General features: G+C 74.3%; 15 protein-coding genes. 13 read left to right on the forward strand and 2 right to left on the reverse strand.

The genetic code is table 11. The features are described from left to right. The first annotated feature begins 143 nt into the window (after positions 1 to 143). From ftsW to IEY37_RS16940, 13 genes are all read left to right on the forward strand, one after another. Positions 144 to 1946, forward strand: a complete 1803-nt coding sequence (gene ftsW / locus IEY37_RS16880) for a putative lipid II flippase FtsW (protein ID WP_188943666.1) — start codon at positions 144 to 146, stop codon at positions 1944 to 1946. Continuing rightward, positions 1943 to 3055 carry a UDP-N-acetylglucosamine--N-acetylmuramyl-(pentapeptide) pyrophosphoryl-undecaprenol N-acetylglucosamine transferase gene (locus IEY37_RS16885; protein WP_188943668.1) on the forward strand — a complete coding sequence of 371 codons (1113 nt, stop codon included), beginning with the start codon at positions 1943 to 1945 and terminating at the stop codon, positions 3053 to 3055. Before ftsW ends, IEY37_RS16885 begins: the two co-directional genes overlap by 4 nt. A gap of 98 nt (positions 3056 to 3153) precedes the next feature. Next, the gene (gene murC, locus IEY37_RS16890; protein WP_188943765.1) at positions 3154 to 4512 is read left to right on the forward strand and encodes a UDP-N-acetylmuramate--L-alanine ligase; all 1359 of its coding nucleotides are present in this window, start codon (positions 3154 to 3156) and stop codon (positions 4510 to 4512) included. Then, the gene (locus tag IEY37_RS16895) at positions 4509 to 5663 is read left to right on the forward strand and encodes a cell division protein FtsQ/DivIB (protein WP_188943670.1); all 1155 of its coding nucleotides are present in this window, start codon (positions 4509 to 4511) and stop codon (positions 5661 to 5663) included. Before murC ends, IEY37_RS16895 begins: the two co-directional genes overlap by 4 nt. A 541-nt stretch (positions 5664 to 6204) precedes the next feature. Next, positions 6205 to 7443, forward strand: coding sequence for a cell division protein FtsZ (gene ftsZ / locus IEY37_RS16900; protein ID WP_188943672.1), 1239 nt, complete (start codon positions 6205 to 6207; stop codon positions 7441 to 7443). Beyond that, a complete protein-coding gene (pgeF, locus tag IEY37_RS16905; RefSeq protein ID WP_229674547.1) occupies positions 7440 to 8240 on the forward strand; it encodes a peptidoglycan editing factor PgeF in 801 nt (266 codons plus the stop codon). The genes ftsZ and pgeF overlap by 4 nt, the downstream gene beginning before the upstream one ends. Positions 8241 to 8351: 111 nt before the next feature. After that, complete coding sequence (locus IEY37_RS16910) at positions 8352 to 8903, forward strand: cell division protein SepF (protein WP_188943674.1); 552 nt, start codon at positions 8352 to 8354, stop codon at positions 8901 to 8903. A gap of 87 nt (positions 8904 to 8990) precedes the next feature. Then, a complete protein-coding gene (locus tag IEY37_RS16915; protein WP_188943676.1) occupies positions 8991 to 10496 on the forward strand; it encodes a xylulokinase in 1506 nt (501 codons plus the stop codon). Between the two features lie 88 nt (positions 10497 to 10584). Beyond that, positions 10585 to 10878: a YggT family protein gene (locus IEY37_RS16920; RefSeq protein ID WP_229674548.1), complete on the forward strand. Its 294-nt coding sequence runs from the start codon at positions 10585 to 10587 to the stop codon at positions 10876 to 10878. Positions 10879 to 10959: 81 nt separating this feature from the next. Continuing rightward, positions 10960 to 11748 carry a DivIVA-like cell division protein Wag31 gene (gene wag31, locus IEY37_RS22285; RefSeq protein WP_229674549.1) on the forward strand — a complete coding sequence of 263 codons (789 nt, stop codon included), beginning with the start codon at positions 10960 to 10962 and terminating at the stop codon, positions 11746 to 11748. Positions 11749 to 12059: 311 nt separating this feature from the next. Beyond that, positions 12060 to 15308 (forward strand): isoleucine--tRNA ligase, encoded by a 3249-nt coding sequence (gene ileS / locus IEY37_RS16930; RefSeq protein WP_188943680.1) that lies wholly within the window; start codon positions 12060 to 12062, stop codon positions 15306 to 15308. Beyond that, the gene (locus tag IEY37_RS22290) at positions 15305 to 16639 is read left to right on the forward strand and encodes a cysteine desulfurase-like protein (protein ID WP_229674550.1); all 1335 of its coding nucleotides are present in this window, start codon (positions 15305 to 15307) and stop codon (positions 16637 to 16639) included. The genes ileS and IEY37_RS22290 overlap by 4 nt, the downstream gene beginning before the upstream one ends. A gap of 1072 nt (positions 16640 to 17711) precedes the next feature. Next, complete coding sequence (locus IEY37_RS16940; RefSeq protein ID WP_188943682.1) at positions 17712 to 19679, forward strand: HNH endonuclease signature motif containing protein; 1968 nt, start codon at positions 17712 to 17714, stop codon at positions 19677 to 19679. A 260-nt stretch (positions 19680 to 19939) separates the two neighbouring features. Here the strand turns inward: IEY37_RS16940 and IEY37_RS16945 are convergent, their stop codons facing one another. Further along, on the reverse strand, positions 19940 to 20854 hold the full coding sequence (locus IEY37_RS16945; protein WP_188943769.1) for an NAD-dependent protein deacetylase: 915 nt from the start codon (positions 20852 to 20854) through the stop codon (positions 19940 to 19942). A gap of 655 nt (positions 20855 to 21509) precedes the next feature. After that, complete coding sequence (locus tag IEY37_RS16950; protein WP_188943685.1) at positions 21510 to 22205, reverse strand: iron-dependent transcriptional repressor DtxR; 696 nt, start codon at positions 22203 to 22205, stop codon at positions 21510 to 21512. Between the last annotated feature and the right edge of the window lie 77 nt (positions 22206 to 22282).

Below are 22282 nucleotides of genomic sequence, written 5' to 3' on the forward strand. Positions count from 1 at the left end.
CCGCCTCCGGCGGTCCCGCCCGCCCGTCGGGTGGGCGGCCTCCGGCGGCCCGGGCCGGCGCGCCCGCGAAGCGCCCGCCGAGCCGGGTCCGCCGCGTGCTGGGCGGGGTCCGCGGGGCCGCCCGGGACTGGCTGGACCGGCCCATGACGTCCTGGCACCTGATCCTGGCCGTCTTCGCGCTGCTGCTCGGCTTCGGGCTGCTCATGGTGCTGTCCGCGTCGTCGATCGTCTCGTTCAAGCAGGGCTCGGGATCGGCGTTCGCGACGTTCGAGAGCCAGGCGGTCTACGCGGTCATCGGCTCCGTCGGGTTCGTCTTCGCGGCCCGGGTGTCGCCCCGGTTCATCCGCGGGGCGTCCTTTCCCGCCGTGCTGGTGTCGCTGTTCCTGCTGGCGGCCGTGCTGGTGATCGGCAAGAAGATCAACGGCGCCCGCAGCTGGATCGGCGTCGGCTCCGCCACCTTCCAGCCCAGCGAGCTGGCCAAGGTGGCGCTGCTGGTGTGGATGGCCCACGTGCTCGCCGCCCGCCGGCACACCCTGCGGTCGCTGCGGTCGCTGCTGTTCCCGGTGCTGCCGGTGTTCGTCCTGATGGTGGCGCTGATCATGATGCAGCCCGACCTCGGTACGACGGTCAGCCTGTGCATCGTGTTCTTCGCCGTGCTGTGGTTCGCCGGCGCGCCGATGTGGATCTTCGGGCTGCTCGCCGCCGGCGGCATCGCCGGCGTCGTGTACCTGTCGACCTCGGCCGGCTACCGGGCCGCCCGCATCCTGGCCTTCCTGCACCCGTTCGACCCCGCCTACCAGGCGTGGACCTACCAGGTGCAGCAGGGCTGGTTCGGCATGGGCCACGGCGGCCTGTTCGGCGTCGGCCTCGGCCAGTCGATGGTCAAGTGGAGCTGGCTGCCCAATGCGGACTCCGACTTCATCTTCGCGGTCATCGGCGAGGAACTCGGACTGATCGGCACCGGCCTGGTGCTGCTGCTGTTCGGGCTGCTGGCCTACACCGGGCTGCGCATCGCCCGGCGCAGCGTCGAGCCCTGGAACAAGATCGTCGCCGCCGCCGCGACCGTGTGGCTGGTCGGGCAGGCGGCCATCAACATCGGCTACGTCGTCGGGCTGCTGCCGGTGACCGGCATTCCGTTGCCGATGATCTCCGCCGGCGGCACGTCGCTGGTCGTCACCATGCTGGTGTTCGGGTTGCTGGCGAACCTCGCGCGCCGCGAACCGCAGGCGGCCGCGGCGCTCTACGCGCAGGGCCCGGGACGGATCGGGCGCTTCCTCGGCATCGACGTCCAGCGACCCGGCGACCCGCGACCGCCCAGCCGCCGCACCCTGCGCCGGCGCGCCGCCGCCGCCCGCCGCGAGGCCGCCCAGCAGGAGCGGGCCGACCGCCGGCACCGCCGCGCCGAGGTCCGGGTCGCCAAGGCCGAGGCCGGCACCCAGGCCGCCCGGCGCTCCCGCGAGGAGCGCGCCGCGGCCGCGGCCCGCGCCGCCCGGCGCCCGGCACCCCGCCGCGGGGCGTCGCCGGTGGATCCCCGCCGCGCCGGCCGCCCGGTCGCCGACCGCGGGCGTCCCGACGAGGCCAGGACGCGGCGGACCGCACCGCCGGTCGAGCCGGGCCGCCGGGCAGCGACGCCCGACGCGCGCCGCGCACCGGCGGACCCGCGCCGCCGCGCCGAGGGACCCGACCCGCGCCGCCGCCCCGACGGCACCGACCGTCGCCCGGCCGGCGCCCGCACCGACCCGCGCCGCCGCCCCGACGCCGCTGCCACCGGTGGGCGCCGCCGCGGCGCGCCGCCGGAGCTGCGGCGGGACGGCGACCGCCCCTCGCACTTCGGCGACGACGGGTGGTCCCCGGCCGCCCAGCCCACTCGCGACCGGCGGCCGTCCGCGGGCGAGCGTCGCCAGCCCTCGACCCCGGACCGGCGGTCCGCGAGGATGCGCCCGTGAACGGCTTCCCCGTGGACGCCCGCGTGCTCGTTGCCGGCGGCGGGACCGCCGGTCACGTGCAACCCGCCCTGGCCGTCGCGCAGGCGCTCACCACCCTGGCCCCCGGCACGTCGATCACCTTCCTGGGCACCGCCCGCGGGCTCGAGACCTCGCTGGTCCCGGCGCACGGCTACGACCTGGAGCTGATCCCCGAGGTCAAGTTCACCCGGCGGATCGACGCCGGGACGCTGGCCCTGCCGGCGCGGCTGCGCGGCACGGTGCGGGCGGCGCGCCGGGTCGTCCGGGACCGCGGCATCGAGGTGGTCATCGGGTTCGGCGGCTACGTCGCCCTGCCGGCCTACCTGGCGGCCCGCGGCCGGCTGCCCGTCGTGGTCCACGAGGCCAACGCCCGCGCCGGCATCGCCAACCGCATCGGCGCCCGGTTCGCCGACGTGGTGGCCGCCGCGGTGCCCGGCTCCGGGCTGCGCGGCGCCCGGGTGGTGGGCAACCCGGTGCGGCGCGAGCTCACCGACCTGGACCGGCACGCGCTGCGCGCCGAGGCGCGCCGGTTCTTCGACCTGGACCCGGACCTGCCGACGCTCGTCGTGGTGGGCGGGTCGCTGGGCGCCGTCCGGTTCAACGAGGTGTTCGCGTCGGTCGCCCGGGAGCTCGGGGCGGCCGGCGTCCAGGTGCTGCACGCGCACGGCCGCGGCAAGGACATCCACCTGCCGGAGCCGGAGCCGGGCGCGCCGCCGTACCGCGCGGTGCCGTACATCGACCGGATGGACCTGGCGTACGCGGCCGCGGACCTCTTGGTGGCACGGTCCGGCGCGATGACGGTCAGCGAGATCGCCGCCACCCGCACCCCGGTGCTCTACGTGCCGCTGGCCTTCGGCAACGGCGAGCAGGCGCTCAACGCCCGGCACCAGGTCGCGGCCGGCACGGCGCGGATGATCGAGGAGGACCGGCTCACCCCCGCCGCGGCGCTGGACACCGTGGTGCCGCTGGTCACGGACCCGGACGCGCTGGCGGACATGGAGCGGGCCGCCGCCGGCAGCGACACCGCCCACGCCGACGAGTTGCTGGCCCGCATCGTGCTGGCCGCCGCCCGGAAGCACCGCGCCCGGTGACCGGCGCCGGCGGCACCGCCGCGTCCACCGCGGTGCCGGTGACCCACGACGGCAGCTCGCTGGCCCGCACCCACCTCGTCGGCGTGGGCGGCGCCGGGATGAGCGCCATCGCCCGCATCCTCGCCGACCGCGGGCTGCCGGTGTCCGGATCCGACGCCAAGGGCTCGCACGTGCTCACCGGCCTGGCGCACCGCGGCGTCCGGACCGCCATCGGCCATGACGCCGCACACCTGGACCTGGTGCCGGACGGCCCGACGGCGGTCGTCGTGTCCACCGCCATCCGGGCCGACAACCCCGAGGTCGCCGAGGCCCGCCGTCGCCGGATCCCGGTGGTGCTGCGCGCCGAGGCGCTCGCCGCCCTGATGGCCGGCAGCCGCAGCGTGTGCGTGGCCGGCACGCACGGCAAGACCTCGACGACCTCGATGCTCACCGTCGCGCTGCAGCGCTGCGGGTTGGACCCGTCGTTCGCCATCGGCGGCGAGCTGAACGAGTCCGGGTCCGGCGCGCACCAGGGGACCGGCGACGTCTTCGTGGCGGAGGCCGACGAGTCGGACGGCTCGTTCCTGGCCTTCTCCCCGCACGGCGCGGTGGTCACCAACCTCGAGCCGGACCACCTGGACCACCACGGCACCGCCGAGGCCTACGAGGCCGTGTTCGAGCAGTTCACCGCGCGCATCGCGCCCGGCGGCTTCCTCGTCGCCTGCACCGACGACCCCGGGGTCCGCGCGCTCGTCGAGCGGGTCGGTGCCGGTCCCGGCGCGCCGCGGATCGTCCGCTACGGGCTGTCCGCCGGCGCGGACGTCCGGATCGCCGGGCACACCACCGTGGGGCACGGCAGCGCGGCGGTCGTCGAGCTGCCGGGTGGCCGCTCCGTCCGGCTGACCCTGTCCGTGCCGGGCGAGCACATGCTCGTCAACGCCACCGGGGCGCTGGCCGCGGGTGTCGCGCTCGGCGTCGACCCGGAGGACATGGCGGCCGGGCTGGCCGGCTACACCGGTGTCCGGCGGCGCTTCGAGTTCAAGGGCCGCGAGGCCGGCATCACCGTCTACGACGACTACGCGCACCACCCGACGGAGGTGGCGGCGCAGCTCCGCGCCGCCCGTGCCGTGCTCGACGGCACCGACGGCGCCGGCCGCCTGGTCGTGGTCTTCCAGCCGCACCTGTACTCCCGGACCACCGCGTTCGCCGCCGAGTTCGGCCGGGCGCTCGGCGCGGCCGACGTCGTGGTGGTGCTGGACGTCTACGGCGCCCGCGAGGACCCCCGGCCGGGCGTCACCGGCGAGCTGATCAGCTCCCGGGTCCCCGGCGACGCGGACGTGCACTACCTGCCGTCGCTGGCGTCGGTGCCCGAGCGGGTCGCCGGGATCGCCCGCCCCGGCGACCTGGTGATCACCATGGGTGCCGGCGACGTCACCATGCTCGGCCCGCAGCTGCTGGAGGTGCTCGCCCGCCGATGAACGACCGCCCGCTCCCAGGGAGCCGCCCGGCGCGCCGGCCCGCGACCACCCCGCGGCGTGCCGGCCGCCCGCTCGACCGCACCGACCCCGTCGCCGTGGCCGACCGCGAGTATTTCGCCGGCCAGGACCGGCGCCGCGGGGTCGACGTGCTCCCGGTCTTCGACGACGTCCCGGACGGGCGGGTCGCGGCGCCCGGCACCGCCCGACCCGCACCCCCCGCGGTCCAGCGGCGCGGGCAGCCTCGGTCGGACGAGCACGACGGGCACCGCGTCCGCGGCCCGCGCGTCACGCGCCGCCCGGCGACCACCGGACCGGCGCGTCCGGCCACGTCGCCGACCTCCACGCCGCGCGTCGAGCCCGCCGAGCAGGACCCGCCCGGCGGCATCACCGACACCGGCGACCCGGCCACCGTCGAGCTCCAGGACGGGGACGCCGACGGGGAGGCTGCCGCGTCGCTCGACGAGGACCTGCCCGGCCGCCGCCGGCGCTGGCCCCTGGTGCTCGCCGCCGGGCTCGTCGTGGCGCTGCTCGCCGCCGCCGGCTGGGTGCTGTACGCGACGTCCGTCTTCGGCGTCCGCACCGTCCAGGTCGCCGGCGTGGACGACGGGGTGGCCGCGGACATCCGGCAGGCGGTGGACGACGTCGCACCGCCCGGCACGCCGCTGCTGCGGGTGGACCTGGACACGGTGCGGAGCCGTGTGGAGGCCCTGCCGCAGGTCGCGTCGGCGACGGTGACCCGGCACTGGCCGGACGCCGTCGTGGTGGCCGCGCTGGCCCGCACGCCGGTCGCCGTCACCAGCGCCAACGGCACCTTCTGGTTGCTGGACTCCGGCGGCCGCCCGTACCAGCAGGTCGACCGGGCGCCGGGCGGGCTGGTCACCGTCGAGCTGGCCACCCCGGGCCCGCAGGACCCGGCCACCACGGCGGCACTCAAGATCGTCGGGGCGATGACCTCGGACTTCCGCAAGCAGGTCAGGACCGTTCGGGCGTCGTCCGCCTACGACGTCCGGGTGTTGCTGCGGGACGGACGCACCGTGATCTGGGGCGGCTCCGCGGACGACGCCACCAAGATGCAGGTGCTCGGCGCGCTGCTGCAGCAGCCCGGCACCGTCTTCGACATCTCCGACCCGACGCTGGCCACGGTCCGCTGACCCCGGGGGACCGGCGCCAGCGTCGACCCGTCCCCGTCCGCTCCGGCCCCGAATCCCCACCCGACCGGTGCCCGTGCGCTTCGCACCGCGCCTCCCGACCGCGGTCCGCCGGGGCGCCGCGGGTGCCGGTCTCCTCCCGGCCCGGACCACCTCCGGTCCTGCAGTCCGTCCGTCCTGCCGTCCTGCGTGTGGTCGGCGTCCCGTCCTGGATCCGCCTCCCGGCGTGTCGCGCGGCATGTTCCGGCGCGTCCCGGCGTGCCTTCCGGGCGTCCCGAGCCGCGACACCTACCTTCATGTCCAGCGCTACTTGACATAACTCTGACGGTCTGGTTCAGGTTGAGGGTTGACCGGGACGGACGGCGGAGGCTCGGGCACCGCTGCCGAAGCCGCACAGGGTGGCCCCGGCATCGCATCGCACTGACATGTCAGTGACACCAGTGACACCAGTGACACCAGTGACACCAGTGACATTCGTGACATTCGGTGACATGAAGGACATGTCCCAGGACAGTCGCAACGACACAGGGAAAGGACCGGGCAGATGACGCCACCGCACAACTACCTCGCGGTCATCAAGGTCGTCGGCATCGGCGGCGGCGGCGTGAACGCGGTCAACCGGATGATCGAGGTCGGGCTCCGCGGGGTGGAGTTCATCGCGATCAACACGGACGCGCAGGCGCTGCTGATGTCGGACGCCGACGTCAAGCTGGACGTCGGCCGCGAGCTCACCCGCGGGCTGGGTGCCGGGGCGAACCCGGACGTCGGCCGCAAGGCCGCGGAGGACCACCGCGAGGAGATCGAGGAGGTGCTCAAGGGCGCGGACATGGTCTTCGTCACCGCTGGGGAAGGCGGTGGCACCGGCACCGGTGGTGCCCCGGTCGTCGCCTCGATCGCCCGCAAGCTCGGCGCGCTGACCATCGGCGTGGTGACCCGCCCGTTCGCCTTCGAGGGCAAGCGGCGCGGCGGCCAGGCCGAGGACGGCATTCAGAACCTGCGCAACGAGTGCGACACCCTGATCGTCATCCCGAACGACCGGCTGCTGCAGCTGGGCGACCTCGGGGTCTCGCTCATGGACGCCTTCCGCAGCGCGGACGAGGTCCTGCTCAACGGTGTCCAGGGCATCACCGACCTGATCACCACGCCCGGCCTGATCAACGTCGACTTCGCCGACGTCAAGTCGGTCATGGCCGGCGCCGGCACCGCGCTGATGGGCATCGGGTCGGCCCGCGGCGAGGGCCGCGCCGTGCAGGCCGCCGGCAAGGCGATCAACTCGCCGCTGCTGGAGGCCTCCATGGACGGTGCGCACGGCGTCCTGCTGTCCATCGCCGGCGGCAGCGACCTGGGCCTATTCGAGATCAACGAGGCCGCGTCGCTGGTGCAGGAGGCCGCCCACGAGGAGGCCAACATCATCTTCGGGACGGTGATCGACGACTCGCTCGGTGACGAGGTCCGGGTGACCGTCATCGCCGCCGGGTTCGACTCGACGCCGTCGGTGCGGCCGCCGATGCTCGACCGCCGCGCCCGGACCACGTCGGAGCCCGCGCCGGCCCCGTCGCGTCCGGCCGCCCCGCCCGCTCCGTCCTACGAGCCGGCCAACGGCCACGGCGGCAGCCAGCCCGGCGGCGGCTACGGCCGCCCGGCCCAGCCGGCACCGCAGGCCTACCCGCACCCGTCGACCAACGGCTACGGCCAGCAGGCGCACACCCCGCCGCTGTCCAGCCGGGCCGTCGACACCCTGGACGACGACGACGTGGACGTGCCGCCGTTCATGAAGCGGTGACCACGCTGGTCCGGGCGGGGGTCGGTCACCTGCTGACCGGCCGGGACGGCGGTGTCTCGGCGCCGCCGTACGACGCCTGGAACCTGTCGGACGGCGTCGGAGACGCGCCCCCGGCGGTGGCCCGGAACCGGGAGCTGCTCGCCGAGCGCACCGGCGTGCCCGCGGCGCGGACGGCCTGGATGCACCAGGTGCACGGGACCTCCGTGGCCGGGGTCGGCGACCGGATCGACGGACCGTTCGAGGCCACGGACGGGTTGGTCACCGACCGGCCGGGCACGGCACTCGCCGTCCTGGTGGCGGACTGTGTCCCGGTGCTGGCCGCGGATCCGGTCGCCGGCGTCGTCGGCGTCGCCCACGCCGGGCGGCGCGGCGCCGCCGCCGGGATCCTCGGCCGGCTGCTGGCCGCGCTCGAGGACCTGGGCGGCTCGACGGGCCGCACCCAGGTGCTGCTCGGTCCGGCCATCTGCGGGCGCTGCTACGAGGTGCCGGACGACCTGCAGGACGAGGTGGAGCGGCAGCTGCCGGGGTCGGCCTGCCGCACCGCGGACGGCACCGGGGGTCTCGACCTGCGTGCCGGGCTGGCCGCGCAGCTGGCCGGCCTGGGCGTTGCCCGGTGGCGGGTCGATCCCCGCTGCAGCCGGGAGGACGGCACGCTGTTCAGCCACCGCCGGATGGGCGGGGCCCGCACCGGCCGGTTCGCCGGTGTGGTCTGGACGGCGCCGGAGCACACGCCGGCCGACCCCGGCGGCCCCGGCGCAACGGACGTGTTCGCACCGCCCGGCGGGGGCGGAGCCTGACCCCGCGGCACCGGGGTGTGTCGCAGCCGGACCCCGTCCGGCCCGCCCGATAGCCTCACCAGGACAAGGACTCCCGCATCGATCGAGCGGGACCGGGAAGGGACGACTCCGATGGGTTCATGGCGCAAGGTGGGGGCCTTCCTGGGGCTGGTCCCGGAGGACCAGCGGCCGTACGACGACGACGGCGGCTACGAGGGCGAGTACGAGGGGTCCTACGACCGCGACTACGGCTCGTTCGACGGTCCCGCCTATGCCGACCACGACCGTCCGGCGCGTTCGGCCTACGCGGCCGCCGTCCCGGCCGACCAGTACCCGGCTCGCACCGAGCGGCGCAGCGAGCCGATCACCCACGGCGCCCTGGCCGTCGCGCACGCCGAGGCGGTCCGCCGCGACCCGGACGGCGCCGCCCGCCCGGCCACCGTCAAGCTGACCGGCTTCGCCGAGGCCCGCGTCATCGGCGAGAAGTACCGGGACGGCCAGTCGGTGATCCTGGACATGACCGACATGTCCGACGCCGACGCCCGCCGGCTGGTCGACTTCTCCGCCGGGCTGGCGTTCTCGCTGCGCGGGTCGATCGAGAAGGTCGCCCCGAAGGTGTTCATGCTGCTCCCGGCGGACTCGGACGTCGCCGCTCTCACCGCGGCGGCCTCGTCCGGCCGCTGACCCACCCCGAGCCCCTCGCGAGGCGCCTGCCCCGACCCGGCAGGCGCCTCGCGGCGTGCCGGGGTCCGACCGCCGCGAGGAGACCCGGTGACCGCCGCGCCGCCACCCGCCGTGCTGGGTATCGACCTGGGCACCAGTTCCGTCAAGGTCGTGCTCACCGGTCCCGACGGCGCCGTCCGGGCGCAGGCCGGGGCCGACTACCCGGTGACCCGCCCGCACCCCGGTTGGTCCGAGACCGACCCGGCCGCCTGGTGGTCGGCGATCCGGTCGGCGGTCGCACAGGTGCTGGCGGCGGAGCCCGGTGCCGCACCGGTCGGCATCGGCCTGTCGGGGCAGATGCACGGCGTCGTGCTCGCCGACGCCGACGGGCGGCCGACCCGCCCCGCGGTGCTGTGGGCCGACGCCCGCGCCGGCGCCGAGACCGCGCTGTACCGCGAGCTGGGCCCGGACACCCGGCCCCGGCTGGGCAACCCGGTGGTGCCGGGCATGGCCGGCCCGCAGCTGGCCTGGCTGCACCGGCACGAGCCGGCGGTCGTCGCCGCGTCCCGCTGGGCGCTGCAGCCCAAGGACTGGGTGCGCGCCCGGTTGACCGGCGTCGTGGCCGCCGAGCCCAGCGACGCCTCGGCCACCCTGCTCTTCGACGTCCTGACCGGGGACTGGTCCGACGACGTGGTGGCGGCCCTCGGCGTGCGTCGCGAGCTGCTGCCCGACCTGCTGCCGTCCGCCGGCGCGGCGGCCGGGGCCCTCACCGGTGACACCGCAACGGAACTCGGGCTGCCCGCCGGCATCCCGGTGGCCGCCGGGGCCGCCGACACCGCGGCCGCCGCGCTCGGCTCCGGCCTGTTCGTTCCCGGCAGCGTGCAGCTGACCGTCGGGACCGGAGTGCAGGTGGTGAGCCCGGCGCCGACGCCGACCGCCGCGTCGCTGTCCGCCGATCCGGTGGCCCACCTGTACCGGTCGGCCACGGCCGACGGCTGGTACGCCATGGGCGCCAGCATGACCGGCGGCCAGACCCTGGACTGGGTGCGCCGGATGCTGGGCGCCGAGTGGGTCGAGCTCTACGCCGCGGCCGGCCACCGCCCCGAGCCGGGCGACCCGGTCTTCCTGCCGCACCTGGTCGGCGAGCGCACGCCGTACCTGGACACCGGCCTCCGCGGTGCCTGGACCGGGCTCGCGGCCCGGCACGACCGCGACCTGATGCTGTACGCGGCGCTGGAGGGCGTGGCGTTCGCGGCCGCCGACGCCCTCGAGGCGCTGCCCGGGGTCCCCGACGACGGGCGCGTGCTGCGCATCGCGGGGGGCGGGTCCGTCCACCCCGCGTGGCGCCGGTTGCTGGCCGACGTGCTCCGGGCCGACCTGCACGCGGTGGACGTGCCCGGTGCCTCCGCGCGCGGCGCCGCCCTGCTGGGCGCCCGCGCCGCCGGGCTGCTCGACGACCGGACCCTGGAGACGGTCGCGCAGGTGCCGGCGACGCCGGTGGCCGCGCCCGGTGACCGTGTCCCGGCGCTCGCCGCGCGACGCCGGCGGTACCTGGACACCCTCGCCGCGCTGCGGCCGCTCACCCCCGAGGACGGCGCGGACGGCGACGGGTGACCCCGCTGCCGCGGGTGACCGCGTCCCGGCGGGTGACCCGGACTGCCGGCACCGCCGGTCCGGCGCGGCGATGCGCCAGACTGGGGAGGTGAACATCGTCTGGCAGGTGGTGTACCTGCTGCTGTGGATCTTCCGGCTGCTCCTGCTGGCGCGCATCGTGATCGAGTTCGTCCGGGTGCTGGCCCGCCAGTGGCGTCCTGCCGGGCGTCCCGCGGCCACCATGGAGATCGTCTATGCCGCCACGGACCCGCCGGTGAAGCTGCTGCGGCGGCTGATTCCGACCGTCCGACTGGGCGGGGTAGGGTTCGACCTCAGCATCATCGTCCTGCTGGTCGTCATCTACATCCTCATGTCGGTGGTCATCAGCGTGCTGGTTCCCTGATCTCGGGATCGGCGAGGGTCGCGGCGCGGAGCGCGCGGACGGCGACCGACTGCAGCAGCGGCACGAGCAAGGAGTTATCGAATGCGGCTCACCCCGGCCGATGTCCACAACGTTGCCTTCAAGAAGCCGTCGCTGGGCAAGCGCGGGTACGACGAGGACGAGGTCGACGCCTTCCTCGACCTGGTCGAGGCGGAGCTGGCGCGCCTGATCGAGGAGAACAACGAGCTGACCCAGCGGCTCGCCGCCGCCGGCGGCGACGGAGCGGCGGCCGCGGCCGCCCCGGCGCCCGCATCCCAGGACTCCGCCCCGCAGCCGGCGGCCGCCCCGACCGTGCAGCCCGCCGCCGAGCCGGCGCCGGCCCCCCAGGCCGCCACTGCCGCTGTCGCCACCGGTGACGCCTCCGTCCAGGCCGCGCGGCTGCTCGGGCTGGCGCAGGAGACCGCCGAGCGGCTGACCAGCGACGCCGCCGCGGAGGCCGAGGCCACCCGGGCGAGCGCCCGCGCCGAGTCCGAGAAGCTGCTGTCCGACGCGCACACCGAGTCCGACCGGATGCTGACCGAGGCTCGCAACGAGTCCCAGCGGCTGGTCTCGGACGCGCAGGCGACCTCGGACAAGCTCGTCAACGACGCCACCGCCAAGGCCGAGTCGCTGGACCGCGAGGCGCAGGCCAAGTACGCGCAGTCCATGCAGCAGCTCACCGACCAGCGCGGGAGCCTGGAGAAGAAGATCGACGACCTGCGGGTGTACGAGCGCGAGTACCGCAGCCGGCTCAAGGAGTGGCTGAACGAGCAGCTCAACCAGCTCGACAGCAGCGCCACCGGCAACGGTTCGCCCACCGCGGCGCCGGTCGGGCAGCTCAAGAAGGGCTGATCGCGGCACGGGTCCGGACCACTCCGGCCCGGCGGTACAGTGGAGGCCTCACCGACCCGACCGGTCGGTGAGGCCTCCGTCGTCCGCGGCGGTGGCGGCGACGACCCGGCCATCACCGGCGAGCCATCCGGAAGAACGGGACGGCGGGCCGGTGCCCGGCGTCCTCACTAGACCCGGACGGGTCGGGCCCGAGACAGCCCGGCAACGGAGCGGTCCGGCGCGTGCGCCGGGCAAGCGGGGTGGTACCGCGGGAGCAGGCCGAAGGCCGGCGCCCGTCCCCGTGCAGGCGACACGCTGCCGGGAGGTACCCGTTGACCGCACCGTCCACCCCCCACGCCCGCTACCCGCTCGCCGGTGCGGATGCCGTGTCGGCGCATCCGAGCTTCCCGGAGCTCGAGGCGCAGGTGCTCGAGTACTGGCGCCGTGACGACACCTTCCAGGCCTCGGTCGACGCCCGCCCGGCCGGCGAGGCGGGCAGCAACGAGTTCGTCTTCTACGACGGGCCACCGTTCGCCAACGGCCTGCCGCACTACGGGCACCTGCTGACCGGGTACGTCAAGGACGTCGTGCCGCGGTACCGGACCATGCGCGGCCGCCGGGTCGAGCGCCGGTTCGGCTGGGACACCCACGGCCTGCCGGCCGAGGTGGAGGCCGAGCGGCAACTCGGCATCAAGCACAAGAACGAGATCACCGAGATGGGGATCGAGGCGTTCAACGACGCCTGCCGCAACTCGGTGCTGCGCTACACCCACGAGTGGGAGGAGTACGTCACCCGGCAGGCCCGCTGGGTCGACTTCGCCCACGACTACAAGACCCTCGACCTGCCGTACATGGAATCGGTGCTGTGGGCGTTCAAGACGCTCTGGGACCGCGGCCTGGTCTACGAGGGCTACCGGGTGCTCTGGTACTGCTGGCGCTGCGAGACCCCGCTGTCGGCCACCGAGACGCGGATGGACGACACCTACCGGTCGCGGCAGGACCCGGCGGTCACCGTGGCGCTGCCGCTGACCGTGCCCGGCGACGCTGCGCTGGACGGGGTCTCGGCGCTGATCTGGACGACGACGCCGTGGACCCTGCCGTCCAACCTGGCCGCGGCCGTCAACCCGGAGGTCGACTACGTCGTCGTCCGCACCGGCGAGGACGCGGAGGTCGGCGCGGGCCGCCGGTTCCTGCTGGCCCGTGCCCGGGTGGCGGCCTACGCGCGGGAGCTCGGGACGGAGCCGGAGGAGCTGGCGACCTACCGCGGCGCGGACCTGGTCGGGCTCCGCTACACCCCGCCGTTCGACTTCTTCCTCGGGCGGCAGAACGCCCACCAGGTGCTGGCCGCCGACTACGTCACCACCGAGGACGGCACCGGTGTCGTGCACATCGCCCCGGCGTTCGGCGAGGAGGACAAGGTCGTCACCGACGCCGCCGACATCGAGGTGGTGAACCCGGTGAACGCGCAGGGGGTGTTCACCGCGGCGGTGCCGCCGTACGAGGGCTACCAGGTCTTCGACGCCAACCCGCACATCATCGGCGACCTGCGGACCGCCGGGCTGCTGGTCCGGCGGGAGAGCTACGAGCACCCGTACCCGCACTGCTGGCGCTGCGAGACCCCGCTGATCCAGCGTGCGGTGACGTCGTGGTTCGTCGCGGTGACCAGCTTCCGTGACCGGATGGTCGAGCTGAACCAGGAGATCACCTGGGTACCGGCGCACATCCGGGACGGGCAGTTCGGCAAGTGGCTGGCCGGTGCCCGGGACTGGTCCATCTCGCGCGACCGTTTCTGGGGATCGCCCATCCCGGTGTGGGTCTCGGACGACGATGCGTACCCCCGGGTCGACGTCTACGGCTCGCTCGACGAGCTGGAGCGGGACTTCGGCGTGCGCCCGGCCGACCTGCACCGGCCGTTCATCGACCAGCTGACCCGGCCGAACCCCGACGACCCCACCGGCCGGTCGGTGATGCGGCGCGTGCCGCAGGTGCTCGACTGCTGGTTCGAGTCGGGGTCCATGCCGTTCGCCCAGGTGCACTACCCGTTCGAGAACTCGGGAGGACCGCTTGCGGGTCCGACCAGAGGGCACGGCTGGTTCGACGATCATTTTCCCGGCGACTTCATCGTCGAGTACAACGGCCAGACGCGCGGGTGGTTCTACACGCTGCACGTGCTGGCGACCGCGTTGTTCGATCGGCCGGCCTTCCAGACGTGCGTCGCGCACGGCATCGTCCTGGGTGACGACGGGCAGAAGATGTCCAAGTCGCGCCGGAACTATCCCGATGTGGGGGAGGTGTTCGCCCGCGACGGGTCCGACGCCATGCGCTGGTTCCTGATGTCCTCGCCGGTGCTGCGCGGCTCCGACCTGGTGGTCACCGAGGGCGGCATCCGCGAGGGCGTGCGGCAGGCGGTGCTGCCGCTGTGGAACGCCTGGTACTTTTTGTCGCTGTACGCGGGCGCCGCGGGGGTCGTCGGCCGCACCCGGACCGACAGCCCGGACGTGCTGGACCGGTACATCCTGGCCAAGACGGCCGAGCTGACCGCGTCCGTGACCGACGCCCTGGACGGGTACGACCTGTCCGGCGCCTGCGCCACCGTGCGGTCGTACCTGGAGGTGCTGACCAACTGGTACATCCGCCGGTCCCGGGACCGGTTCTGGGCCGGTGACCAGGACGCGATCGACACCCTGCACACCGTGCTGGAGGCGGTGTGCCGGACGGTGGCGCCGCTGCTGCCGCTGACCGCGGAGCAGATCTGGCGCGGGCTGACCGGCGGCCGGTCGGTGCACCTGACCGACTGGCCGGAGCTGTCCGGGGAGGGCGCGCTGCCGCGCGACGCCGCGCTCGTCGCCGCGATGGACGAGGTGCGGGAGGTGGCGTCGGTGGCGCTGTCGCTGCGCAAGTCCGCGAAGGTGCGGGTGCGGCAGCCGCTGGCCACGCTGGCCGTCACTGCCCCGGATGCCGCTGCGCTGCAGCCCTTCTCGGCGATCCTGGCCGACGAGGTCAACGTCCGGGAGGTGCGGCTGTCGGCCATCGCGGACGCGGCCGACACCGCGGTGACCCGCCGGCTGACCGTCAACGCGCGGGCGGCCGGTCCGCGGTTGGGCAAGGCGGTGCAGCAGGTCATCAGGGGCGCCAAGTCCGGGGACTGGAGCGTCGCCGACGACGGCACCGTGGTGTGCGCCGGGGTGCCGCTGCGGGACGGCGAGTTCGTGCTCGAGACGGTCGCGACCGGCGCGGGCCGGGACGACGTCGCGGTGGCCGTGCTGCCGTCCGGTGGTGTCGTCGAGCTGGACCTGGTGCTCACCGACGAGCTGCGCGACGACGGCCTGGTCGCCGACCTGGTCCGGTTGGTGCAGCAGGCGCGCAAGGATGCGGGACTCGACGTCTCCGACCGCATCTCACTGCGGCTGGAGCTGCCGGCGCCGGTGGTGCACGCGGTCCGGGCGCGACTGGAGCATGTCCGGTCCGAGACCCTCGCCGTCGCGGTCGACTTCGCGCCACCGGACGGGGACGGGGCCGTGGCCGGGACCGTCGGGGACGGCATCGACGTGCGGCTCGCCGTCGCGGGGGTGCAGTCGTGACCGGGACCACCGCCCGCGGGCTCGATGTCGACCGTATCCGCGCCGACTTCCCGGCACTGGACTCCGGTGTCGCGTTCTTCGACGCGCCCGGCGGCACGCAGGCGCCGCGCGCGGTCGCCGAGGCGATGGCCGGCGCCCTGACCGGGCCGCTGTCCAACCGGGGGCGCCGGACGCCGGGGGAGGTGCGCGCGGACGACATCGTCGCGGCGGCTCGCTCGGCGATGGCGGACCTGCTGGCCGTGCCACCGGACGAGGTGGTGTTCGGCCGCAGCGCCACCCAGCTGACGTACGACCTGGCGCGGATGCTCGCAGCCGGATGGGGAGCCGGGGACGAGGTGCTGGTGTCGCGGCTGGACCACGACGCCAACGTCCGGCCCTGGGTGCAGGCCGCCGAACGGGCCGGTGCCACGGTGCGCTGGATCGACGTCGACCCGGACACCGCCGAGCTGACCGCGGACCACGTCCGGGCGGTGCTGTCCGACCGGACCCGGCTGGTGGCGGTGACCGGGGCGTCGAACCTGGTCGGAACGCGGCCGCCGCTGGCCGAGATCGCGGCGATGGTGCACGGTGTCGGCGCGCACCTGCACGTCGACGCGGTGCACCTGGCGGCCCACGTGCTGGTGGACCGGGACGCGCTCGGCGCGGACACCCTGGTGTGCTCGCCGTACAAGTTTCTCGGTCCGCACCTCGGTGTCCTCACCGGGCGGCGGGCCCTGCTCGAGTCGCTGCACCCGGACAAGCTCCTGCCGTCCACCGACGCGGTGCCCGAGCGCTTCGAGTTCGGGACGCTGCCGTACGAGATGCTCGCCGGCGTCACCGCGGCGGTGGACTACCTGGCGGGACTGGCCGGTGCGGACGAGGTGTCCGGTGCGGACGGGCCGGGCGGTGCGGTCGGCTCGGACGGCTCGGACGGCTGGGGCGGCACGCACGGCTTGAGCGGCTCGGACGGCTTGGACGGTGGGGACGGCTCGGGCGGTGGACGACGGGAACGGCTGGTCGCGTCGTTCGAGGCGTTGGAACGGCACGAGGAAGCGCTGCGCGGGCGGCTGGAGTCCGGGATCGCCACGCTGCCCGGTGTGACCGTGCACTCCCGGGCCGCGCTGCGGACGCCGACCCTGCTGCTCACCTTCGACGGCCGGGACGCCGCCGACGCCTACGCCTTCCTCGCCGACCGCGGCGTGGCCGCGCCGGCCGGGTCGTTCTACGCCATCGAGCCGTCCCGACGCCTCGGCCTCGGCGACGCCGGCGGCCTGCGGGTGGGCCTGGCGCCCTACACCAGCGCGGACGACGTCGAGCGGCTGCTCTCGGGATTGCAGGAGTTCCTGGGCTGAGAGCTGGTGCACCGGCTGCCCTGTCCGTCTCGTGCGTCGCGGTCACCGTGGCCGGGCGGTCGGGCCGGCCGGCGGTTGGGCTGGCCGGGCGGTTGGGCCGGCGGGCTGGCCGGGCGGTTGGGTCGGCGGGCTGGCCGGGCGGTTGTGCTGGTCGGCTGACTGGCGGTTGGGCCGGCGGCTGGCCGGGCGGTCGGGCTGGCCGGGTGGTTGGGCTGGCCGGGCTGGCCGGGCGGCTGGCTGGCGGTTCGGCCGGCGGGCTGGCCGGGCGGTTGGGCTGGTCGGCTGGCCGACGGTTCGGCCGGTGGGCTGGCCGGGCGGTCAAGCTGGTCGGCATCGCTCCGCGTCGGTCGGCCGGTTGGGTTCCGGGCCTTCGGGCGCACGTCCGGGCGCCGGGCGCCGTCGGGCGCTGGGCTGGTCGTCCGATGATGGCGGCGCCCTTTGGTGCCCCTGGTGGTCCCTACGCATTGGAGGCCGGAATCGTCGTCCGACTTGCGGTTCCTTGCGGTCATCCTGGTTGTTGCGGGCGTCGCGGTCGGGCCCGAGTCGCGTCCTCCAAGTCCGGCGGCCGGACGTGCTGGCCGTCGGCCCGCCGTGCTGGAGTTGTTTGTGTTTCGATCCTGTAGTCGGTCGTGCGTTCCGTCCGGGCATCTCTCCCACGGTCGCCACCTCTACCGTCCGCTGGTCACCGGGCCGGCGGGCGCTTCCTGCGGGTGTCCCCTTCGCCGCAGGAGCGGCGATGTACGGCCACGCTCGTGCGTTTGTCCGGCCACCTGTCCTTCGGTTACCACCTCTCCCGTCCGCTGTTAACCGTCCCTTCGCCGCAGAATCGGCAACGCACGGGCACGCCGGTGGATCCGCGTCCTCTGCGTCGTCGCCCGCTGTGGAAGGCCGTCGGCGGTGCGGTAAGTCCGCGCTGGTCGCTCAATGTGTCTGCCTTCGTGCGTCCTTCCACCGTCCTCGGTGCTCGCCCATCCACATCGACCTGTGTCATACACATGTTCGAGAAAATCGACTGAACTGCAACGATGGGCCGTAGACTGGCGGTGTCGAGCACTCCCGGAGGAGGTGTCGGATGGACGAGGACGGGCTGTTGCGGCCGGCGGCGCCAGGCTGGGAGGACGAGCGGTGGGTGGCCGTCCGGAACGCCCGGACGGTCGCCGCTTCTGCCCACGAGCTGTTGCAGACCGTCGTCGACACGGAGCGGCTGCTGTCCCATCTCCAGGCGCGGCAGGCACAGGCGCTTGCTGCACTGGCGGTCCCCGGGTGCGCCGGCGACGTCAGCGACCTCGTCGATGCCTTTCTCGGACGTGGACCCGAGCGAACGGAGGCGGTGAACCCGGAGGCGGCGAGCCCCGACCTCGCACGCCTGGAAACCCTCGTCGCGCATCGGGCCGAACAACTGGCCGCCGCGGAGGTCGGCCTTGCACTGGGTGTCTCGCCGCTGGCGGCCGGCCGGCGCGTGCGCTCGGCGGTCGAGCTCGTCACCGAACTCCCGGGCACGCATGCCGCCCTGCGGGACGGCTTGATCGACAGGGTGAAGGCTTGGGTCATCGCCGACCGCACCTGCGTGCTGTCACCCGAGGAACGCGTCGTCGTCGAGGATCGGGTGCTGCCGCTCGCGGGTAGTCGGACCGCCAGCCGACTCCGGACGTTGACCGACCGGGCTGTCATCTCGGTGGACCCGGCCGCCGCGGAGGAGCGCGCGCGGCGAGCTCGCCGGTCGCGGGACGTCCTGCACCGTCCACTGCAGGATGGGCTCGGCGGGATCGACGCCACGTTGCCGGCGGAAGGTGCAATAGCGGTGGCGACCTTGGTCGACATGGTGGCGTCGGCCTGGCGGGGCGACGGTCGATCCGCCGGTGAGCGCCGCGCCGACGCTCTCACCGACGTGGCGGAGGCACTGCTCGGTACCGGGTACCTCGACCTGCGGGATTTACTGCCCCCGTCGCCCGCGCCGCCGATCGCGGCCGGTGCAGCCGACGCGTCGGTGGCCGTCGCCCAGCCGCCCGGTCAGTCTTCGAGTGCGGAGTCCTGTCCGACGCGACCAGCCCATGCAGCGGCAAGGCGACTCGACTGCGAGCTCGGCGGGATCGTCACGGGTTGGTCCGGTGGGCCGTCGGTCGCCGATGCCGAACAGGCGAGCCACAAGCAGGGGAACGGACAAGTCGTGGAAGCACCGATCCGTTCGTCGGCCGTCCTCCCGCCGCCACTCTTGCCTGCGGTCGGGTCGAGACTGGCCTCTGAGCCTCAGAATCCGGCTGATTCGCGCGAAGAAGACCTCGCTTCGATGCCCGACACGTACGGCGACACCTTCCGCTCGTCGTCTGCGGCGGACATCGACGCGGAGCGTCCGACATCCGTCCACCCAGCGCTGTCCAGGCCCACTCGCCAGGGCCGGCCGGTCGACCTGGTCGTCACCATGTCCCTCGCCACGCTGGCAGCCCTCGACGACGAGCCGGCGCACCTCGAGGGACACGGTGCGGTGACGGCCGGCTGGGCGCGCATCCTGGCGCAGGCAGCCAGGTCGGTGACCATCCTCGTCACCGATCCGTCGACCACCGCGGCCATCGGTGTCGGAGACCGGACGTACCGGCCACGGCAGCGCCTGCGGGACCGGGTCATCTCGGTCGACCGCCAGTGCGTGTGGCCGGGCTGCTCGGCTCCTGCCTGGCGGTGCGATCTCGACCACCGCACGCCGTTCGACCATGCCCGTCCTGATCGCGGCGGACCGACGGCCGCCGGGAACCTGGATCCGCTGTGCCGTCAGCACCACGTGCTCAAGACGCACGGCGGCTGGGATGTGCAGCGAAGGCCCGACCGCACCGTGGTCGTGACATCACCGGCTGGTCGGCGGACCAGTCATCCGCCGGTCGAGTTCGGCGTGCCAGCAGTCGACGCGTGGATCCGTCCGCCGAGAAGTCGCCCGGAGCCGAGCCCGTCGGCACCGAGCGAGAGTCAGCACCCAGGGACGAGAACACCCGCCGTGCTGGCAACCCCAGCAACCGCCACTGCGACACTACTTCTCGACCCGCCGTTCTGAGGACACGATCACCGGGTGGATGGCCGAAAGCAATTGCCCAGGAAAACCTGTGGCCGGCCAACGTGCAGGAGGGAGGCACTCCAGGACTGGGCCCTCGGTCAACCGGGCGCCAGGTGCCCGGTCACCGCCTCCGGGTTCCCGATCGATCGGAGTCCGGTGCCGCTGGGTCGTGCCCTCCAGGCGGAGGTGCACGCCCGTCTCGCGTGGCGCATGCCCGCGTCACGACAGCAGATCCGGACGGCCTACAACGCCTACAACGCCTACAACGCTTGCAGTGCTGTTGCGACGGCGGTGAGCGTCGGGGTGCAGCCGGCGTCGAGCTTGACGATGGGAAGGTCGTCGGCGCGGGTGGGCCCCCGATTGATGACCAGGACCGGGATGCTGCGCTTGACGGCGTGCCGGACGAAGCGGAATCCGGACATCACCGTCAACGACGACCCGGCCACCAGCAGGGCTTCGGCGTCGTCCACCGCGGCGAAGCAGCGGTCGACGACCGGCCGCGCGACGCTGCCGCCGAAGAAGACCACGTTCGGCTTCAACGCCCCGGCGCAACGGCGGCAGGCCGGAACGCGGAAGGCTGCAGTGTCGGAGAACTCGACGTCACCGTCCGGAGCAACCACGACGTCGGCGTCCGCCCCGAAGTCCGGATTGAGTCGGGACATCCGCTCGTGCAACGCAGCTCGCGAACTGATCTGCCCGCAATCCAGGCACACCACCTCGTCGATGCGCCCGTGCAGGTCGACCACCGTCCGGCTGCCGGCCTTGCCGTGCAGGCCGTCCACGTTCTGCGTGATCAGCAGGTCGACGACGCCGGCCTGCTCCAGCGCTGCGAGTGCCCGGTGCCCGCCGTTCGGCGTCGCCTCGCCCATCCGCTGCCACCCGAGGTGGCTGCGGGCCCAGTAGCGCTGTCGGGCAACGGGTCCCGACCGGAACTCCTGCTCCGTCATCGGCGACCTCGGCGGTGCGCCGGGACTGCGGTAGTCCGGGATGCCCGAGTCCGTCGACAGGCCCGCGCCGGTCAGCACGAGGACACGACCCGCAGCCACGATGTCCGTCACCAGGGCGAGCGCAGCAGCCTCCGGACCCGCGTCGGTGCGCGCCGACGGTGACAGAGGTGCGCGAGCGGCAGGCCCGACCGGGACGCGCGCCGCGGGGGACAGCGGAGCACAGGCCATCTGGTCGACCGGGACAGGTTTCGCGGGGGACAGCGGGACACGAGCCATTGGATCGGCGAGCGCGGGCGGCGCGCCGGAACGGACGTCGGTCACCACACCTGCACGGTACCTGCGACCAGCCGACCCGGTCGGCGACGGAGAGGGGGTCCGCCTGCAAGCCGTCGCCCGGCCGTTCCCCGGTGTTGCCCGGACATCAGCACCGACCGGCACGCTGGGCGGCGGCGGCGTTCGCCCGCCGTTCCATGGACAGGCTCCTGGAGTGATGCTCGGTGCCGGACCCAGTGGCGACGATGGACGGCCGTTTACGGTATTGCCCGGACGTCAGCACCGGCCGGCACGCTGGGCGGCGGCGGCGTTCGCCCGCCGTTCCAAGGACAGGCTCCGGGAGCGATGCTCGGCGCCGAACCCAGCGCTGACGATGGACGGCCGTTCCGGCGTTGCCCGGACATCAGCCCCGACCGGGACGCTGGGCGACGGCGGCGTCCGCCAACCGGTCCCTGGACAAGCCCCTTGGAGTGGTAGCTCAGCGCGCGAGACCCAGGGTCGAGGAGGGACAGTCGTTCCCCCGGCGCACCTCGCGGCGGTTCCGCACCGACGGGGCGGGGGTGCAGCGCGAGCGGCTCAGCCGGCCGGTCGGCGGTGGAGCGCGAGCGGCTCAGCCGGCCGGTCGGACGTGGATGCCGTGGGCGATGGCGCGCGGCAGTTCGGTCGTCACCGGCCCGTCGGGGGTGACCGCCAGCAGCATCCGGTCCCGGGTCGCGAACTCCAGCACCGCGCCCGGAACGACCCCGCCCTCCTGGAGGCGGTCCATCACGTCGGGCTGGTTCTGCACGATCTCGATGATGCGGCGGACCTCGTAGCGTCCGCCCCGCGCCGCCGCCACGTCCGCGCCGATCAGGTCGGCGTGCGTCTCGCCGTCCGCCGGCACCTGCACGCCCAGCGAGTCCAGCCCCGGGATCGGATTGCCGTACGGCGAGGTCTGCGGCTCGCCGAGCAGGGCGACGAGCTTCTGCTCGACCTCGTCGCTCATCACGTGCTCCCACCGGCACGCCTCGACGTGCACGTCCCGCCAGTCCAGACCGATCACGTCCAGCAGCAGCCGCTCCGCCAGCCGGTGCTTGCGCATCACCGACACCGCGCGCTCCCGGCCGAGGTCGGTCAACTCGAGGTGCCGGTCGTCCGACACCACCAGCAGACCGTCCCGCTGCATCCGGGCCACCGTCTGGCTGACCGTCGGACCGCTCTGCGCCAGCCGCTCCGCGATGCGGGCACGCAGCGGGAAGATGCCCTCCTCCTCCAACTCGAAGATGGTCCGGAGGTACATCTCGGTCGTGTCGATCAGGTCGTTCACATCAGCCCTTTCTGGCAGACGGATTCTACCCGGACGGGACCACCCGACCGGGTGATCACGATCCGGGGCAGGATGAT

Origin of the sequence: Nakamurella endophytica (genome assembly GCF_014646215.1) — a bacterium.
Taxonomy (GTDB): domain Bacteria; phylum Actinomycetota; class Actinomycetes; order Mycobacteriales; family Nakamurellaceae; genus Nakamurella; species Nakamurella endophytica.

Bases quoted from the DNA above. Each gene is read 5' to 3' on its own strand.
- ftsW (WP_188943666.1), top strand. From the start codon at position 144: ATGACGTCCTGGCACCTGATCCTGGCCGTCTTCGCGCTGCTGCTCGGC.
- murC (WP_188943765.1), top strand. From the start codon at position 3,154: ATGAGCGCCATCGCCCGCATCCTCGCCGACCGCGGGCTGCCGGTGTCC.
- IEY37_RS16895 (WP_188943670.1), top strand. From the start codon at position 4,509: ATGAACGACCGCCCGCTCCCAGGGAGCCGCCCGGCGCGCCGGCCCGCG.
- ftsZ (WP_188943672.1), top strand. From the start codon at position 6,205: ATGACGCCACCGCACAACTACCTCGCGGTCATCAAGGTCGTCGGCATC.
- IEY37_RS16910 (WP_188943674.1), top strand. From the start codon at position 8,352: ATGGGTTCATGGCGCAAGGTGGGGGCCTTCCTGGGGCTGGTCCCGGAG.
- wag31 (WP_229674549.1), top strand. From the start codon at position 10,960: ATGCGGCTCACCCCGGCCGATGTCCACAACGTTGCCTTCAAGAAGCCG.
- IEY37_RS16940 (WP_188943682.1), top strand. From the start codon at position 17,712: ATGGACGAGGACGGGCTGTTGCGGCCGGCGGCGCCAGGCTGGGAGGAC.
- IEY37_RS16945 (WP_188943769.1), bottom strand. From the start codon at position 20,854: ATGGCCTGTGCTCCGCTGTCCCCCGCGGCGCGCGTCCCGGTCGGGCCT.